The 17,874-nt window shown below is 58.0% G+C and carries 4 protein-coding genes; all 4 read right to left on the bottom strand.

Features of this window, described 5'->3' with window-relative positions; translation table 11 throughout:
- Positions 1 to 17 precede the first annotated feature (17 nt).
- The 4 genes from M3650_RS00835 to M3650_RS00820 are packed head-to-tail and all read right to left on the bottom strand — an operon-like array spanning position 18 to position 17,871.
- Complete coding sequence (locus M3650_RS00835; protein ID WP_251571610.1) at positions 18 to 4,745, bottom strand: type I polyketide synthase; 4,728 nt, start codon at positions 4,743 to 4,745, stop codon at positions 18 to 20.
- On the bottom strand, positions 4,738 to 7,371 hold the full coding sequence (locus tag M3650_RS00830; protein ID WP_251571987.1) for a non-ribosomal peptide synthetase: 2,634 nt from the start codon (positions 7,369 to 7,371) through the stop codon (positions 4,738 to 4,740). Before M3650_RS00830 ends, M3650_RS00835 begins: the two co-directional genes overlap by 8 nt.
- A 26-nt stretch (positions 7,372 to 7,397) precedes the next feature.
- Positions 7,398 to 16,697, bottom strand: coding sequence for a non-ribosomal peptide synthetase/type I polyketide synthase (locus M3650_RS00825; protein WP_251571608.1), 9,300 nt, complete (start codon positions 16,695 to 16,697; stop codon positions 7,398 to 7,400).
- Complete coding sequence (locus M3650_RS00820; protein ID WP_251571606.1) at positions 16,690 to 17,871, bottom strand: acyl-CoA dehydrogenase family protein; 1,182 nt, start codon at positions 17,869 to 17,871, stop codon at positions 16,690 to 16,692. Before M3650_RS00820 ends, M3650_RS00825 begins: the two co-directional genes overlap by 8 nt.
- Positions 17,872 to 17,874 lie beyond the last annotated feature (3 nt).

Raw genomic sequence — 17,874 nt, 5'->3', positions numbered from 1 at the left:
TCATTTTGCCACCCCCTTCACGTTCTATCACGCTTCTGCAGCCGCTGCTTCAGCCTATGTTTCCCCTCGTGTATCTGTCCGGAGCGGTCCGCCGTCTCTTCAGCGACCGGTTCCCCCGCTCTTGCGCGTCTAAGCGATTCAGCCAACGCATGGACCGTCGGATGGCTGAACATGTCAACGACGGACACTTCATGCTGCAATGCGCGCTGCAGCTTCGTGTTCATTTGAATCATATCGAGCGAAGTGGCCCCAAGCTCGAAGAAGTTATCGTGTGCGCCTACTTGATCGATGCCGAGATAGTCCCGCCACAGCTCGGCCATCGTCTGTTCCAGCTCGTCTTCCGGCGGCACATACGCCGTGCTGACATCGGGGCGGATCGCTTTCGGTCCAGCGCCGCTCTGCTCCCCCTCTATCAGCGTTTGCAGCGATGATGCACGGGCGGCTTGCATCCGCAGCGGCAAATCGACCGTCGATACCGTCACCTGCGGCAAACGGAAGCCAAGCGCTTGTCGGAATACCGCGACTCCCTCTTCCGGCAGCAGCCGTGTCAGATTGTCTGGACCTTGTGCGCGTACTCCCGCTTGCGCGGACGCCGTCGCGATCTCTTGCTCCGCCGCTGCGGCCATCCCTACGACCTGCCAGCCGTCCCAATCGATTGAGACGACATGTGTGCCGTCTTGCGCTCGTTTGTAGTAAGCGTAAGCGTCGAGATACGCATTGGCTGCGCAGTACCCTGCCTGCCCCACTGCACCGAGAACGCTGACCAGAGAGGAGCACAGCAGGACGAAATCAAGCCTCATTCCTTCCAACACCCGCCCCAGCACCCGCGTACCGGTCACCTTGGCCGCCAGAGCGCGTTCATCAATCTCCCGTGTGCGCCGTTGGATTAACGCTCCGTCTGCCGTTCCGGCCGCATGAATGACGCCATGAATCGCTCCAAAACGGGCGACAGCTTGGGCTACGATCTGCTCCATCCGCGGAACATCGCATACGTCTGCGTTGCAGACCAGCACCTCCGCTCCATGCCGTTCGAGCTCCTCCAGCTTCATCAGCTTGGCCGTCAACGCTTCGTCCGCCGGATGTTCAGCAGCACGGTGCCGCCAGTCCGTTCCGCCGGGCAACCCCGAGCGGCCGATCAGAATCAGCTTCGCCTGCACCGTCTTGGCCAAATGTTCAGCCAGCGCCAAGCCAATACCGCCTAGTCCCCCTGTTATAAGGTAAACGCCTTGCTCCCGCAGGCCGCTGTCGGCTGCGCTGACAGCGGCTGCCGGAACCGGGACGTATTTTTGCACCCAGCGGTACGTGCCGCGGTACGCGACCATCATGTCAGCGGAAGAGGCGGTTATTTCCGAATACAATCTTTCAGTGAGCGCATGTTGCCCCCGCTGCTTCGGTTCATCATCTTCATGTACAGATGCGATATCGATGCTGCGGCAGCGCACGTTGGCATACTCTTGCGGAATGACGAGGCACGCGCCGAGCACTGCCGCTTGTTCCGGCTGCAGCCGCTCGTCCCCAGTCACCTCTTGCATGTTAGACGTAATAACCGAAATGTGCAGTTCTTCTTCCATGCCGCTTGCTCCGATGGCCTGTGCCAGCGCAATGAGACTGTAGAAGCCTCTATCAAGCACCCTCTCGCTGTAGGAAGAACTCCATACACCTGTTTTGCCTGCCTCCGCCGCCAGCCAAGCGTGTACAATCCGGTCAGGCCGTGTGCCCGCATCCGTCAACTCCCGCAGCAGTCGAGCATAATGCTCAGGTTCCCCAGGGGCTATCTGGTACGACTCCCCGTCCAGCTGCGTGAACGCATCGGATGGATAGATGGTGATGACGGAGTGACCGGCTTGCTTCAGCCGGGAAGCCAACAGCGCCCCAATACCGTGCTTTGCGATGAAGACGAGCCAGCGGCTTGCGGTCCGGCCGACAACTAGCTCTTCGCGTAACAGCGATCGCTCCCAGACCGGGGTGTACATCCACTCCTGCACGGTTTCCTTTTTGGCTAGTCCGACGCTGTCGTTCAGCTTCGGGGCGTGCGTCTGCTTGCGCACAAGTCCCTGCTTCAGAACATCCGTCTCGAATGGCGGATCGACCCAGTAACGGCGGCGTTCAAACGGATACGTCGGCAAAGCCGTCCGCTTGCGCCGCTCGTAGGCATGGAACGCTTTCCAATCAAGCCGCGCTCCTTCCAGCCACAGGCGTCCCACCTGCTGCAGCAAATAATCGTCGTCGCGCGCTTGCTCCTTTGGATGCCGGACGAGATTGACGACCGCGTGGCGTCCAGTTTTGTCGGGATGACGGCGCACGAACGCGCTTAATGCGTTGCCCGGCCCCACCTCCACAAACACGGCTTTGTCGTCCCGCAGCAGTTCGCGGAGGCCGTCGGCAAAGCGGACGGTGCCGCGCAAATGCCGGACCCAGTAGTCAGCAGCGGCAGCTTCTCCCTCCGTAATCCAGCTTCCGCTTACATTCGAAATATAAGGGATGACCGGTTTGCGCAGTGTCATCCCGCTGACCTTCTCGCGAAATGGCTGCAAAATCGGTTCCATCATCGCCGAATGAAAGGCATGGGACGTGTGCAGCTTCGTGCTGGCCTGCCCCTTCTCCGCCAACTGCCGTTCCAGTCTGTCAATCGCGTCATATGGCCCCGACACGACGCACAGCGCCGCACCGTTAACCGCGGCCAGCGACAAGTCGTCATCCAAGAACGGTTCCAGCTCTTGCTCCGACAGCGGCACGCTCAGCATCGCTCCCGGCGGTACGCTGTGCATCAGTCTCCCCCGCAGCACGACCAGTTCCAGCGCTTCTTCCAGCGACATCACTCCCGCCAGGCACGCAGCCACGTATTCGCCCGCGCTGTGGCCGATCATGGCACTCGGTTTCAGCCCCCATTTCATCAGCAGCTGCGCCAGCGCATACGAGAAGATGAACATGACGGGCTGTGTCACGTCCGTCTGCTTGATCCGTTCGCCGCAGTCACTGACGGCGCCGCCCCCGGCGGGATACAGAATTTCCTTCAAATCGGCTCCGAGCAGCGGCCGGACGATGTCAAAGCACCGATCCGCCGCCTTGCGGAAGTCCGGCTCCCTGTTGTATAGGTCCAGCCCCATGTTGACATACTGCGCGCCTTGCCCCGGAAACATGAACACGAGTCGAGCCTGATCGTTGTCGCAGATGCGGCTGTGAACCCGCTCCGGCGGCATGGTTGCCAGCAGCTCCTGCGCTTCCTCCACAGAGGAACAGACAAGCATGCGGCGATGCCGGAACGCCCTGCGGCCGATGTGCAGCGTGTAGGCCGCATCGGATAACGGCATGTCGGGATGCGTCCGCAAATGCTCGCGCATGCGGACCGTAGCCTGCTCCAGCCCGGATTCCGTCTTGGCGGACAACAGAAGCAACTTCAATGCTCTTCCTTCGTCTCCGTCCGCTTGCGGCGGCGCTTCCTCCAGCACGACATGCACATTGGTTCCGCCGATACCGAACGAGCTGACACCGGCCCGCAGCGGATGATGCTCATTCGTCCACGCCGTCAACTCCGTGTTGACGACGAACGGGCTGTTGGCGAAATCGATTTTGGGATTGGGCGTATCGTAATGCAAGCTTGGCGGAAGCTGCTTGTGCTCCAGAGACAGCACGGTCTTGATGAACGCCGCGATACCAGCCGCGCTGTTCAAATGACCGATGTTCGTCTTGACGGATCCGATACGGCAAAACCCTGTCTTCTCGGTCTGAAAAGCCAGCTTCAACGCCTCGATCTCAACTGGATCGCCCAGCGTGGTGCCCGTACCGTGCGCCTCAACATAGCTGATGCTCTCAGGCGTGACCCGGCTCATCCGCTGCGCCGCCCGGATGACCTCAGCCTGACCCTCGATGCTCGGAGCGGAATATCCAATCTTGCGCGTGCCGTCATTGTTCGCCGCCGAGCCTTTAATGACCGCGTAAATATGATCGCCGTCGGCCACAGCCTGCTTCAACGGCTTCAGCACGACGACTCCCGCGCCTTCCCCGCCGACAGTCCCCTTCGCTCTGGCGTCAAAAGCCCGGCAATGCCCGTCTGGCGAACTGACCATCCCCTCTTCATACAGGTAGCCTTCCGTATGGGGAACCGTTACGGTAACTCCGCCAGCCAAAGCCATTCTGCATTCGCCCATCAAGAGCGCCCTGCAAGCCAGATGGATGGCCAGCAGCGAGGTGGAGCAAGCGGAGTCGACGTTGACACTCGGACCTTTCAAATTCAGCTTGTGGGCAATTCGCGTGCTCAAAAAATCTTTGTCCGACAAAGCCAGTGCGGCGAATTGCTCAGCCGTGCTCTCGCTGCGCGAAAGCATGGCCACCAATTGCCAGTAAATGCTGGCGGATGCGCCAGCAAACAGCCCGACGGCGCCATTCGTCTGCTCGGTATCGTAGCCGGCGTGCTCCAGCGCCTCCCAGGCGCACTCGTGGAACATTCGCAGCTGCGGGTCGATGACCTCCGCCTCGCGCGGCGAATAATCGAAAAAGTCGGAGTCAAACCATTCTGCATCCGGCACAACCGCCTTCGCTTTTACATATCGAGGGTGTCGAATCATTTCAGGATCGACCCCCGCCGCCTCGAGCTCTCCATCGGTAAAGAAGCGAACCGACTCCACCCCGTTTTTCAGATTACCCCAATATTCCTCCACATTTCGCGCTCCGGGAAATCGGCCCGCCATACCGATGACGGCGATTTCCAGACCGGTCGCTGCTTGCGTTTGTTGGCCCTTAGTCATCGTGCGCCCCCTCCAGAATGAGCAGCGTCTGCTCCATCGTGTCGAATCCCGCATCCATTTCCTCGGTGTCAGCCATATCTTGGGACATCTGGACTTCGCCGCTCTCCAGCCGTTGCAAATAATCTCCAAGCGCCGTAACCGTCGTATATTGAAACATGACGGGCACAGGGATATCGCGGTCGAACGTTTCCTTCAGCTTGTTGACAACCTGCACGAGCTGAAAGGAGTTCCCTCCCAGATCAAAGAACGTATCCAGCACCCCGACTCTGTCTTCGCCGATGCCCAATACTTCGGCCCAGATTCGGACCAGCGTGTTCTCGATATCGCCGCGCGGCGCAACGTATTCCTTTCCGGTATGAACGTGCTCTTTCGGATTGGGCAAGGCTTTCGTGTCCAATTTTCCATTAGCCGTTGCAGGCAACTGCTCTAAGCGAACAAAATAAGCCGGAATCATATAGGCCGGCAGCCGTGCGGCCAGATGATCCCGCAGCGCGGCCGCAGATAATCCGGCCGGGCCCGTATAGTAAGCGCACAGCATGTTCTGTCCGTTCTCATCCTCACGGACGTGGACGACCGCTTCGCGGACGGCCTCGTGCTGGCGCAGCAGCATTTCGATTTCCCCGGGCTCGATGCGGTATCCGCGCACCTTCACCTGGTCATCCTGACGGCTCCAATACTCCAGCGTGCCGTCCGGGAGCCAGCGGCCTAGATCGCCCGTCCGGTACAGACGCTCTCCGGGAACAAACGGATGGGGCACGAACCTATCCGCCGTCAGCTCCGGTCTGCCGAGATAACCGCGGGCCAGCCCGACACCCGCTACGCATATTTCGCCGGGCACGCCCAGCGGCAGCAACTGAAGCTGCTGGTCCAGCACATACACTTTGGTGTTGTCGATCGGCCTGCCAATCGGGATGCCGCCCGCTGCCGTCTCGATTTCGGCGAACGTGGTCACTACCGTATTCTCGGTTGGCCCGTAATTGTTGAACAACCGATAGCTTCCCGGCTTGTATCGTTTCAAGCGGTCTCCGCCCGTCAGCAGTATCCGCAATGGCATATGCTCCAGATTCGGCAAATCCATGAACTGCTCGCACATCATCGTGGGCAAGAAGGCGATCGTAATGCCTCGCTCTGCAAAAAAAGCTGTTAGCTTATTCACATCCAGCCGGATATCCGGAGGAACGATATGGATGGCTGCTCCCGCAAGCAGATAAGGGAACACTTCCCACACCGATGCATCGAAGCCGAATCCAGCATACTTGATGCTGCGATCGGATTCCGTTACGTTGAAGGCGCGATTGTGCCAAAAGGCCAGATTGATGAGTGAGCGGTGTTCGATCATGACGCCTTTCGGCCGCCCGGTAGAGCCTGACGTATAGATGACGTAGGCCAGATCATCCGGACGGTTGGCTAGCGTTACATTCCCTGTCTCTTCGGTGAATAGTTCGACGTCATCAAGGCACAGCACATCGCGGTCAGCCGCTCTGTCGGCAAAAGGCCGCTGTGTCAGCACCACGCGCGAGCAGCTGTCCTCCAGCATGAACGCAATGCGTTCGTCCGGGTAGTCCGGGTCTATCGGCAGAAACGCCCCGCCGGCCTTGAGAGTAGCGATCATGCCGAGCATCATGTCGGCAGAAGGGCCAAGCAGCAATCCTACGATTGCGCCCGTCCCTACCCCTTGTAACTGCAGCTTACGTGCCAACTGGTTCGCCTTCTCGTTCAGCTCACGATACGTTAGCTGAACGCCCGCACTGACGACGGCCGACGCATCCGGCGTGCGCGCTGCCTGTTCCTCGAACAATTGCTGCACGGCTTGCTGCTGCGGATAATCGGCCAAGCATCCAGCCATCGTGCCGAGAAGCCTTTCTTTCTCCCCCGGAAGCAGAACATGGACGCTGTGCAGCGGCTGATCCGGATTCGCCAGCGCCTCCCGCAGAAGAAGCGTGTAACGGGAGACGAGGCTTGCAATCGTGTCGCTGCGGTAGAGCTGCGCGTTATATTTGACGACACCGTCAATCCCGTCCTTCGTCCTGCGGAACGTGAACAATGTCGTCCACTTCACATTCCTGAAATACCGTTCATCGTGAATGTTTTCAAGCAGCAATGCCGTTTCGAACAACGGATGGGCGATCGGATCGTCCGTCGGAAGCGCCAGCTGCTCCGCCGCCATTTCCATCGGATAGCTCTGATGCTCCACAGCCGCCACAATCGTGTCCTGCATCTGAAGCAGGCATTGCCTGAACGAGATCGAGCCATCCACGCCGGCCCGCAGCGGAAGCACGGTATTGATGAACTCTGCTTCCTCCCGCTGCTTGTAGATTGGAGTTCCCACTACGATATCGCTGCGATTCGTCATTTTGCCCAGCAAGGCAACGAGCGCAGCTGATAACACAACATGAAGCTTCGAATCCGATTCTGCGCATACTTGCAGCAATCGGGCTGCCAGGTCTTGCGGAAGGACAAATGCGGCTTCTTCCGCCGACATCCCGGTTCCGCGCGCATAATCATAGGGAAAGCCGCTTTTTTCATATTCGCCGGACAAAGCGGCCAGCCAATATTCCCGCTCCTTGCCTTTTTGGGAAGCCGCCACCGCCAGCCGATCCAATCTGTTTTCCGACCCCACTGTCATTCCTCCCTTTCTTCCGTCGAATCCGCTCATAGTCCAAATTCCCCCCGGGCTCCAGCAAGAAATACGGGCTCAGGCTCTGCCAAATGGTGCGCGATCGCGATATCCTTCAGCTGCTTGTCCGGATTGGCCAGCACGTCAGACACGATATCCTGCATATAAGCGGCAAAACGCTCAATCGTTTCCCGTTGAAATAGGCAGGTGCTGTATTCGAACTTGAACGACAGCCGCTCTCCATCCTCTTCCGCGATTAGCGACAAATCAAAGTGGGAGGCATCATGGACGAAGGGGAACGGCTTCAACGTCAATCCGGGAATACTCATCTCCGGATTTTGCATGTTTTGCAGCGCGAACACGACGTCGAAAATCGGATTGCGTGCCAAATCTCGCTTCTTCCCAGCCTGCTGCACCATCTCTTCGAACTGATAATCCTGATGCGCAAATGCATCCAGCGTCGTCGTCCGCACCGCTTGCAGCAGCTCGATGAAGCTCATCTCTTCCTGCAGCCGGTTGCGCAGCGGAAGCATATTGACGAACTTGCCGATAATAAGCTGCAATGCCTGCTGTTTGCGGCCTACAATCGGCGTGCCGACCACAATGTCGTCCTGTGCGCATACTTTGGCCATCAGCAAGTTAAAGACGGCGAGCAGAGCCATGAACAGCGTCACGTCTTCCCGCAGGCAGAGCTCTTTTAATGCCTGCGTCCGTTCCGCATCCAGTTCGAATGGGACGAGGCTGCCAGCGAAGCTTCTCATGTCCGGACGGGGATAGTCCGTGCGCAAGGACAACGGCGAAGCTTCTTTCAGCTGATTCAGCCAGAACGTTCCTAGCTGCTTCATCGCGTCCGTGCCCATCATCCGGTTCTGCCATTCGGAAAAATCTTTGTACTGCAGCGTGAGTTCAGACAGCTCCCGTCCAGCGTACAGCGCCATGAAGTCGTTAACGAAAATGTCCTGTGACAAACCATCGGATACGATATGATGCAGATCCACCATCAATACGTGACGCTCTTCCTCGAGCTTGATGAGTCCGGCGCGCATCAACGGCGCTCGGCTCAAATCAAATGGCCGCACGAACTGCGCCACCGCCGCACGAATCCGCGCTTCCGTCTCCGCTTCGCCGCCAAGCGGCAATGCGCCGGCGCCAAAGTCCTCATATTCGATTTGAAACGTGACGGTGTCGTTGATTTTTTGCATCGGTTTGCCATTGACCAGCTCAAACGACGTGCGCAAGCTTTCATGCCGCTCCACCAACTGCTGCAGCACCGCTTCCAAGCGTTCCCGGTCCAGTGGTCCTTCCAATACGCCTGCGACGATTTCGTTATATCCCGTATGTCCCTGCTCCATCTGCTGAATCAAATAGAGACGCTTCTGCGCGGAGGACAGCTCGTAATATTCACGCGCTTCCGCCTGTTCAATTTCGTAATAAGCGCTCTGTTCCGCCGCATCGATATAAGCGGACAGCTGCTGAATATTGGGCATATTGAAAAAGGCGGGCAAACCGATTTCGACCTGAAAATCTTTATGGATCGCGGACACGACCGAAATCGCTTTGAGCGAGTCGCCGCCCAGCTCGAAAAAGTCATCCTGCACGCCAATCCGCTCGATGCGGAAAAATTGCTCCCACATCCCGCACAGCCTGCGTTCCGTTTCCGTGCACGGCTCCGCGTATTCCTCGGTAAGCGCAGGGCGCGCATAGTAGACCGCATCTCCTGCACGCTCGCACTCATCCCGTTCCTGCACCGCTTTCCGGTCCACCCATTTGTCAATCCGCTCTTGCAAATCGCCAGTGGAAACGACGATTTGGTTAACTTCTCCCATGGCCAAAATGCGCTGCAGCAGCTCGACCCCTTCAGCGGGAGCGATTAGCAAATCGGAAATCGAAGCCCCGGCTTGTCCGTGAATCTTCTGATCTTCTTCCAACTGCCACCCATCCCAGTTAACGCTTATCCACGGCACGCGATTGCGCCGATTGTGGTCATGCACAAACGCGTCCAAGAAATGATTCGCAGCCGAATACGCGAAAAATCCCAATCCTCCCAATATCGGCGACAACGATGACGTAAGCAGGCAAAAGTCCAGGTCCCTTCCGTCCAGCACTTGCTCGAGTACGAACAAGCCGTGCATCTTCGGCCGGAAATGCTGTTCGCACAGCGCTCCATCCGATTCCTCCAGCATGCGGAAAGCCAATTCTCCCGTCACACCCGCCGCGTATATGACCCCGTTCAGCGGGCCGAACGTGCGCTCGGCTTCCCCGATGACGGCCTCCATTTGCGTCAGGTCGGCCACGTCGGCGGACAGCACCAGCACTTCCGCTCCATGGGATTCGAGTGTGCGTATTTTCCTGATTTTCTTGCTGATGCCATCGTCTTCTTCACGGGTTGCCAACCATTCGTCCCATTGGGCGCGCGGCGGAAATGGAGAGCGGCTGGTCAACACCAGCCTGGCCTGCACGCTGCGGGCCAGAAACTCGCCCAACACAAGCCCTATATACCCCATTCCGCCCGTTATCAAATAGATGCCTCCCTGGCGCAGCCCCGCCGCGAAAGCGGTGGTCCGCTCCACCTTAGTCGGCTCATAGGCCTGCACCCAGCGTTGATTGTCGCGGTAAGCCACAGCCAGCGCAAATCCATCGTCCTCAAATTCCGCAAGCAGGTGCCGCATTAATCGGTTCCGTTGCCAACCGCCCGCTTCCGGCGGCACGATGTCGATGCTGCGGCAACGCACGTGCGGAAGCTCCTGGGAGATGACCCGGCACGGACCGAGCACGGTCGCTTTGACTGGACAGACAACGGATTCACCGGAAACGGATTGCATTTGGTTCGTCAGCACCCACATCTGGACTTCGCCGCCGGTCATTTGCTTCTTCAAGGCTTGCGCCAGATACAACAAGCTGTAAAAGCCAAGTTCCTGCACCCGCTGCCTCCACGATGCGCACTGCTGTTCTTGCAGGGAAGCGGACGATACGCCCCAGGCATGCACGATGCGGCCGGGAACCATGCCTTGCGCGCGAAGTTCCGCAAGCAGCCTGGCATAGTCCTGGGCATGCTGCGGGTTGACGGTATAGCGGGAGTCCCCTTCCTTGACGAATCGGCTGCCCGCGCCAACCGCAATGACTTGCCCCTCCTGCCGCGCAAGGAGCAAGGACAATTCCGCGGCAAACCCGCAGTCGTCCATAAAGACGAGCCAAATCCGCTTCTCCGCTGCGCTGCCGCCCGGCTCGGGCACATGAGCGGCCGGCGCGGGCAAAATCTCCTTCTTCCATGTCGGCAAATAGAACCAGTCGGCCATGTCGGCCTTTTTGCCTAACGTTTTAGCCGCCTGCTGTTCATGTCCCCTGCCCGTCGGCGGCATGTTGGCGCCGCTGTCTTCGCTCCAATAGCGCTGCCGTTCAAATGGATACAGCGGAAGGGAAACAATGGTGCGCGCTTCGGAATGGAACGATTTCCAATCGATGCGTTGTCCGTAGAGCCACAGCCTCCCGATCCGGTTGACCAGAAAAGAGCAGTCGGATACGCGAATCTGCGGGTTGCGCACCAGATTGAGCGCGTGCTGCCCGTTCCCGCTGTCGATGTAACGCCGGACCAGCAGCGTCAAATCTTGACCGGGACCGATTTCCACGAACAACGTGTCCGGATTTTGGACGAGCTGGTTGACGCCGTCGGCAAAGCGGACGGTTTCCATCATGTGCCGGACCCAATAGCCGGGATCGCATGCCTCTTCCTCCGTCAGCCATGTTCCCGTCGTTGTGGAAATGCACGGGATTGCCGGCGGATGAAGACGGACATGCCGCATGCCTTCGGCAAACTCGCCGGCGACGGCGCTCATCATTGCCGAGTGCGCAGCCGTTGCTACCGGAAGCCGCATGCACAAATATTTATTTGCCTTCATCTGCGCTTCGAAGGCATCGATTTCTTCGCTTGTTCCAGATACGATGCAGGACGGTCCGTTGACGACGGCCAATGACAAGCTTGCCGGCAAGAGCGGCTTCAGCTCTTGCTCGGACAACGGCACGCTGAGCATGGCGCCGGCCGGCAAGCGCTGCATAAGCTTGCCGCGTCGTACAATGAGCCGCAGCGCATCTTCCAGCGAGAATACGCCTGCCAGACAAGCGGCCACGAATTCGCCAAAGCTGTAACCGATCATGGCGTCCGGCTTCACGCCCCATTTCAACATCAGCCGTGCAAGCGCGTATTCAAAGCTGAAAATGACGGGCTGAATATACTCGGTCCGGTTCAACTGTTCGTCTGCTTCATTATCTTTGACCGCCGCGCTCGCCTCTTCCGCCGTGCTCCGATCTTCCGTGCCGGCCGGGTACAATACGGCTTTCATATCGCCGCCGGTTATTTCCCGGTACATGCCGAAGCAGCGGTCCATTTCCTCGCGGAATACCGGTTCGTTCCGGTACAAGTCCCTCCCCATGTTGACATATTGCGCTCCCTGCCCGGAAAACATGAACACGATGGATTGGCGTGAATCGTCCGCGGCATACGAGTGCACCTTGCGTTCGTCAAACTGGGGAGATCCGCCGACGCCTTGGGTAATCGGCGTCAATGCCTCCGCCGCTTCTTGCACCGTCTCGCAGACCAGCATGCGCCGGTATCGGAAATCCGCGCGTCCCGCCTGTAAAGTGTAAGCCGCATCGGCAAGGCCAACCTCCGGATGTGCCCGCAAATACTCGCCGAGGTTGAGCGTCATCGCATCCAGCGCGGACGGCGTCCGGGCGGAAAGAGTAATCAGCTTGGCCGGCCGGCCCTCTCCCGGAGCCGCCCGTTCCGGAGCCTGCTCCAGCACGACGTGCGCATTCGTGCCGCCAATCCCGAAGGCGCTGACCCCGGCACGCAGCGGATACCGGTCGTTGGTCCAATCGGTCAGGCCGGTATTGACCACAAACGGGCTGTTGGCGAAATCGATGTTCGGATTCGGAGTTTCAAAATGCAGGCTTGGCGGAATCTGCTTATGGGCAAGAGCAGACACGGTCTTGATCAATCCCGTGATACCGGCCGCGGCGTCCAGATGTCCGACATTCGTTTTGACGGATCCAATGCGGCAATAGCCCTTCTCGCTTGTGCCGAACGCCTTAGTCAACGCTTCTACCTCAATCGGGTCCCCGAGGGTCGTCCCAGATCCGTGCGCCTCCACGTAAGTGACACTCTCCGCCGGAATCTGCGCGGCATCCAGCGCTTTCCTGATCACTTCCGCCTGTCCCTGAACGCTCGGCGCCGTATAGCCGACCTTACGGTTGCCGTCATTGTTAATCGCCGAGCCTTTGATGACAGCATAAATGCGGTCCCCGTCCGCCAATGCTCTATTCAGCGATTTGAGCACGACGCAGCCTGCACCGTCGCCGCCTATCGTTCCCCGCGCCTTGGCGTCGAACGTCCGGCAATGGCCGTCCGGGGATTTGACCATCCCTTCTTGGTACAAATAGCCCGACTTTTTCGGAAGTAAAATCGAAGAGCCGCCCGCGAGAGCCATATCGCAATCGCCGTTCAGAATAGACTGACACGCAAAATGAGTGGCCACCAGCGAGGTGGAGCATGCCGTCTGCAGGCTCACCGCCGGGCCTTTCAGATTCAGTTTGTGTGAAATTCGCGTGCTGACCGTGTACATATCGTTAAGCGTATCGACCTCGAACATGTCGGATAAATCCCCGTTCAGTCGGCCGGACAACTGCGAGAGCCAATGGAAGTTATTGGTTATTCCAGCAAAAAGACCAATCGCTCCGCCATACTGTCCAGGATCGTAACCCGCGTCCTCCAAGGCGTTCCAGACGCATTCGTGCAGCAGACGAACCTGCGGGTCCATGACGGAGGCCTGATCGGGGCTGTAGCCGAAGAAGGCCGGATCAAATTGTTCGATATCCTCCAATACGCCCTTCGCTTTGACGAAATCGGGCCGCTTCATCAATTCGCGGTCGAAGCCGTACTCGGCCAATTCGTCATCCGTGAAGAACGAGATGCACTCTTTGCCCTGCTGCAAGTTGCTCCAGAATTCGGCAATGCTCCCCGCTCCCGGAAAGCGTCCGGCCATGCCGATAACCGCAATGTCACGGCTGTGCGCCTGTTCCGCGGCAGTCTCTCCGAGTACGGCAGATGTGCCGTCACGCAGCGGCTGAGGGACTGTTGACGACTGATCCCGTTCGGAGTTCCCTTTCCCCTCTTCCGCCAAATGTTCGGCCAGCATGTATATCGTCGGGTACTGAAACAAGGCCACTATCGGCACTTCCCGGCCTAACCGCTTCTGCAGTCTACTCTGAAGCTGGATCAGATTGATCGAATTGCCGCCCACTTCGAAATAGGTATCGTGGATGCCGACGCGTTCCCGTTCAAGCACCTCTTTCCATGCGTCTGCGATAATTTGCTCCAGCTTCGTTATCGGCAGCACTAATTCCGTGCCGGGATGCGCGCTCGCCCCGTCCGGCTCCGGCAGCGCATTTCTGTCCACTTTCCCGTTAGGCGTGAGCGGCATGCCGTCAAGAGGGATTAGATGTGCGGGAATCATATACGACGGCAGCTTGGCTCCAAGATACGACCGCAGCTCGGACACCGACAGCGCTTCGTCCGCCACGAAGTAAGCGCACAGCTCGCCTTCGCTGCCGAGATTTGTCCGCACCGTCACCGCCGCTTCTTTGATGCGCTCATGCTGAAGCAGCACCGTTTCAAGCTCGCCCGGCTCTATGCGGTGACCGCGTATTTTGACTTGGCGGTCGATCCTTCCCAAATATTCGATAGTGCCGTCCGGCAGCCAACGCGCCAAATCCCCGGTGCGGTACATGACGCCATCGGATGCGAAGGGATCGGGCACGAATCGCTCTGCCGTCAGCTCCGGCTTGTTCAAGTAACCGCGCGCCACGCCGTCCCCGCCCACGCACAGTTCACCGGGAATGCCCACCGGCAGCGGCTCGCCATGCCGGCCGACAACGTATGCCGTCGAATTGCTGACGGGACGGCCAATCGGAACCGAGTCCGCGTAATCTCGATCAATGCGGAAGCAGACGGAGAAGGTCGTGTTCTCCGTCGGACCGTATCCGTTCCATACCGTTACGCCGGGACAAGCGTCTCTAACCGCCTTGATATGCTTCGGCGACAGCACGTCTCCGCCGACGACCAAATGACGCACACCGGAAAACATCCCCGGTTTGCCCTGGGACAACTGATTGAACAGCGGTGAAGTCAGCCACATGACCGTAATGTCATGAGTTCGTAAAAACACCTCCAATTTTCCGCTGTCAAGCAGCGTATGTTTATCGGCAATATGCAAGCTCGCCCCGTTCAGCATCGCTCCGAACACCTCAAACGTCAGGGCGTCAAAACCGATGGCGCCGGTCTGAATCATCCGGTCGTCCGGCTTCACCTGCACGTAGTTGGTGTTCATGACGAGCCTGACGACATTGCGGTGCTTGACCATGACTCCTTTCGGCTTGCCGGTCGACCCCGAGGTGTACATCACATACGCAAGATCTTCCGGATTGTTTACGGATGACAAGTTCTCCGGCTCCTCACGTTCCTCTGTCGCGTCTTCCCAAGCTTCGCTGATCACCAGCACTTCCGCGTCTCCCGGTGCACGTCCGCTCAGCCCGGAAGAAGCCAAAATCAGGCTCACCCGTCCGTCCGCAAGCATATAGGCAAGCCGTTCCACCGGATAATCCGGGTCAAGCGGCATGTACGCGCCTCCTGCTTTCAGAATGCCGAGAATGGCCGCGACCGTTTCTGCGGAGCGGTGCGCGAGCAGTCCGACGGCTTGGTCGCGCCCGATTCCTCTGGCCCGCAGCAAGCGGGCGATCCTGTTGGCGCGCTCGTTGAGCTCACGGTACGTGTACGAACGACGTTCGTCTGCGACAGCCATGCGCTCGGGCATTTGCCGGACCTGTTCCTCGAACAGCTCGTGTATGGTCTTCTCGCTCGGATAATTCACGGTTGTCAGATTGAAATGCCGAATTTGCTGCCTCTCTTCTCCGGTAAGGAGGCCGATATCCTTCAGCCTCATTTCGCGGTAAGCCGTAACTTGGGTGGAGGCTTGGATGATTTGTTCAATGATATATAGGTAATGAAGAGCCAGCTTCTCCACCATATCGACGTGATGCGCCTGTTTGTTATAAGCGAAGGTCATTTCAAGTTCATCGGTCACTGTAATGCGGACTGTCAAATCAAATTCGGTTTCTTCCTCGGTATGATGGGAATCAATCGCAAGCGGTCCGTCGGTGCTTGTAACGGCCTCATCCAACGGATAGTTCTCCACCACCACGAGCGAATCGAACGGACTGCCTTCCGTCCGCAACCGCCCATGTGCTTTAATATCCGTCAAGGAAGTGCCTGCATGTTCTTCGCTTGCTTGAATGGAGCGGTTCACTTCTGCTAAGAGATCGGACAGGCCGTCCTCGGGCCCAGCCTTCATGCGGAGCGGCAGCGTATTGATAAACAAGCCGACCATAAGCTCCATTCCAGGGATGCTCGTGTCGCGCCCCGACACAGTGGTACCGAACAATACGTCGTCACTATTGGTATAATGCTGCAGCAAAAGGCCCCAAGCGGTATAAAAAAGCGCCGCTTGCGTCACTTGTTCTGAGCGGACAAACCGGCGCAGCTCCGCAGTAAATGTCTCGTTCCTTTTTTCCGTGTGCACGGCCATAACCGCTTTTTCTAAGCTTCCTCCGCTTCTCGATACCGGAATGGGCTTGTTCTGTACTTCCTGCAAATACCGGCTCCAATAGCTCTCCTGCTTTTTCTTGTCCTGCTGCTGCAACAACGAGACGAACTGCTTGAATCGCGGCTTTGGCGGCAAATTCGGCTTCTGCCCCTTGGCTAACATGCGATAGGCGCTCAGCCACTCCTTCAACAGGATACCGGTGCTCCAGCCATCAAATAAAATATGGTGAAAGCTCATCAGCAGCGTATGCTTCCGCTCTGTCTGCTTGCACAGCGTCAGCCGGAACGGCACCTGATCCAGCTTGAATTTCTCCTGTTTGTCGGCTGCGACTCGCGCTGCGATCAGGCGCGTCCGGGTCTCCTCATCCAAATTGGCGTAATTCTCATAACGAATGATGGGACGATGCTGCTTCAGCACAATTTGAACGGGCCGGTTCACCTCTTCCCACCGGAACAATACCCGCAGCACCTCGTTGGCCTGTACGACGTATGCCCACGCTTGTTCAAACCACGGTTTGTCGATTTCCCCGCTTATTTCTAGCTCGATCAACTCCACATATTGCGTAGTGTCCGGATCTTTCAAATATTGGAGCAGCATTCCTGCCTGCATCGGGGTCAACGCCAAAATATCTTCAACGTTGCTTTTGTCCAGTTTTTGCGGTTCCTTCACATCGTCACGCATCCTTTCTTGTTCGGATTGCCTCCTGCTTTTTCACCGCATACTTGCGCAGTCCGTATTGGGAAATGACCTGCTGCTGAATTTGACTAGTGCCTTCAATGATTTCAAGCACCTTCGCTTCACGGAACAGCCGCTCCGCTGGATATTCGTTGCGGCAGCCGTTGCCTCCGTGGATTTGCACGGTATCGTTGGTCACTTCCACCGCAACTTTCGATGTGAAATACTTGGCGATCGCCGTTTCGTGAATCGCATCGGCCGCTCCGCTTCTGCGCATTTCCCCCGCGGCGAGACAAAGCGAACGGGCGGCATGCACCTTGGTGACCGCATCCCCAATCATTCCTTTGACCAATTGGAAATGGTGCAGCTTCTCGCCGAATTGGGATCTAGACCGAGCATACGTGACCATCGCCTCCAGCGCTTCGGCCGCAATCGCCACTCCCGCCCATGCGATGCTGTAACGGCCGTGATCCAGCGCTGTGGACACAATATAAGTGAAGCCACCCCCCACGTTGCCGAGCACGTTCTCTGCTGGAACCTCCACTTCATCGAGGCGAATTTCGGCGATATGAACCGCACGGTTGCCGAGCATGCCTGTCATCGGGATCGTGTGCACGCCCTCGCGTTCCCGCTCGACGATGAATGACGTTATCTGTCCATTCGTATCGGAGGCGATAACGACGAAAAAATCAGCGATTGCGGCAAACGATATCCACTTCTTGCTGCCGTTCAATATGTACCGGTCGCCCTCTTTCCGGTACGTGGTTTGCACATTTTTCGCATCCGAGCCCACATTCGGCTCAGACAGGGCAAACGCCCCCAGCTTCTCCGCCCGTGCCATCTGTGGCAACCAGATCCGCTTCTGTGCATCAGTGCCGAACCGTAGCATGGTCTCCCCCAGCAGCGAGGTTTGCACCGTAAGCAGTGCCCTCGTGTTGCTGCATGCTTTTCCAATCTGCTCCGTAAATAATCCGTATGCCACCGGATCCAGCCCCAAGCCGCCGTATTCCTCCGGCCAGCTGGCCGCCAAATACCCCCGTTGCGCCATATTATCGATCAAGCTGCGCGGAAGCTCGCCCTTGACATCGATCTCTGCCGCGAGCGGCCGAATCTCCTCGGCTGCAAACTGCTTGGCTTCCTCCAAAATTCGGGCAGATGAAGCGCATGTGTGAACACTCATCGC

It is taken from the genome of Paenibacillus sp. MER TA 81-3, assembly GCF_023713585.1.
Taxonomy (GTDB): Bacteria; Bacillota; Bacilli; order Paenibacillales; family Paenibacillaceae; genus Paenibacillus_B; species Paenibacillus_B profundus.
This window is presented reverse-complemented; position numbering and strand designations above follow the sequence as displayed.